The sequence below is a fragment of the Dietzia sp. E1 genome (assembly GCF_014145015.1).
Classification (GTDB): domain Bacteria; phylum Actinomycetota; class Actinomycetes; order Mycobacteriales; family Mycobacteriaceae; genus Dietzia; species Dietzia cinnamea_A.
The window spans coordinates 1-1480 of the sequence record NZ_JAALDU010000444.1 but is presented as its reverse complement, the minus strand read 5'-3'; the positions used below and the strand labels follow the sequence as shown (position 1 = coordinate 1480).

The window sequence follows — 1480 nt, the reverse complement described above, 5'->3', positions numbered from 1 at the left end:
TCGGGTGGGCGTCGGACCGTCGCCGCGGCGCAGGGCCTCGCCGCTCTCGCGGTCGGCGGCGTCGAACTCGGATTCCCCGCCCGGGGTGGCGCGCGCGGCGTTCGCCCGGGCCCGCGTCCACGAGGACTGCCTCGGCGCGGGGACGACGTAGTCGGGGAACCGCCCGATCTTGGCGGCGCGGTCGAGATCGCGCAGCATCTCGTCGGCGTCGGCGTAGCGGTCCTCGCGGCTGCGGCGGGTTGCGCGCAGGACCAGGTGGTCGAGGTCCTCGGCGACGGTGTCGGACTGGTCGGACGGCGCGGGGACGTCGGTGTCGAGGCGACGGTAGGCCACCGCGATGTTGTTGTCGCCGCTGAACGGCGGCTCCCCGGTGAGCATCTCGTAGGTCAGAACGCCCAGGGAGTACAGGTCGGAGCGCGGGTCCGTGTCGGCGCCGGAGATCTGCTCGGGGGAGAGGTACGCGGCGGTGCCCATGACCACGCTGCTGGAGGTGGCGCGCGACTCGGCGACGGCGCGCACCAGGCCGAAGTCGGCCAGCTTGACCGCGCCGGACGTGGAGATCAGGACGTTCTCCGGCTTGATGTCCCGGTGGACGAGGCCCGCGGCGTGGGCTTCGCGGAGCGCGCCGAGCAACGGGCGCAGCACGGCGGCCGCGGCGTAGGGCGGCATCGGCCCGCGCTCGTCGAGCAGTTCCCGTAGCGTGCCGCCGGGCACCAGTTCCATGACGAGGAACGCGGTCCCCGCCTCGACGCCCTGGTCGAAGACCTGGACGATCCCCGGATCGGAGAGGCGCGCCGCCGACCGGGCCTCGAGCGTGAACCGGTCCACGAACGCGCGGTCGCCGGCGAGGGTGGGGTCGAGCAGTTTGACGGCGACGTGACGGTCGAGCCGCTCGTCCGTGGCCAGGTGGACCGTGGACATGCCGCCGCGGGCGATCACGGCGTCGAGCCGGTAGCGCCCGTCGAGCAGGGTGCCTGGTCCGGGGGGCTGCCCGTCGTAAGTGCTCATATCGTCCATTCTGCCCCTCCCGCCCCGTCCGCGGTACGTCCGGAGACGTCCCGACGCGGCCCGGGGGCTAACGTGGGAGGGGTGAGTACCGTTCCGCACTGCGACGACGTCCTGCCCGCCGGGGCCGAGACCATCAACCTGCCCGAGGTGTCCGAGCGCCTCGGCATCCCGGTGACCCGCGTGCACGATCTGCTGCGCGACGGGACACTGCTCGCCGTCCGCCGCGCGGGCGTCGTCGTGGTGCCGGCCGTCTTCCTGGACGACGACGAGGTCGTGCGGTTCCTCCCGGGACTGATCGCCGTCCTGCGGGACGGGGGTTATCGGGACGAGGAGATCCTGCGGTGGCTGTTCACCGAGGACGACAGCCTGCCCGGCCGTCCGGCCGACGCGCTCCACGGCCACCGCGCGCGGGAGGTCATGCGTCGCGCGCAGGCGATGGCGTTCTGACGGATCCGGGCTCTGTGCGTGCCGC

The 1480-nt window shown here is 73.6% G+C and carries 2 protein-coding genes; one reads left to right on the top strand and one right to left on the bottom strand.

Features of this window, described 5'->3' with window-relative positions; translation table 11 throughout:
* The coding region (locus G6030_RS13675) for a protein kinase (RefSeq protein WP_241724358.1) at positions 1-1008 on the bottom strand (1008 nt) is incomplete at its 3' end.
* Between the two features lie 81 nt (positions 1009-1089).
* Between G6030_RS13675 and G6030_RS13670 the strand changes: the two genes are divergently transcribed.
* Positions 1090-1455: an Rv2175c family DNA-binding protein gene (locus tag G6030_RS13670; protein WP_007630648.1), complete on the top strand. Its 366-nt coding sequence runs from the start codon at positions 1090-1092 to the stop codon at positions 1453-1455.
* The last annotated feature ends 25 nt before the right edge of the window (positions 1456-1480 follow it).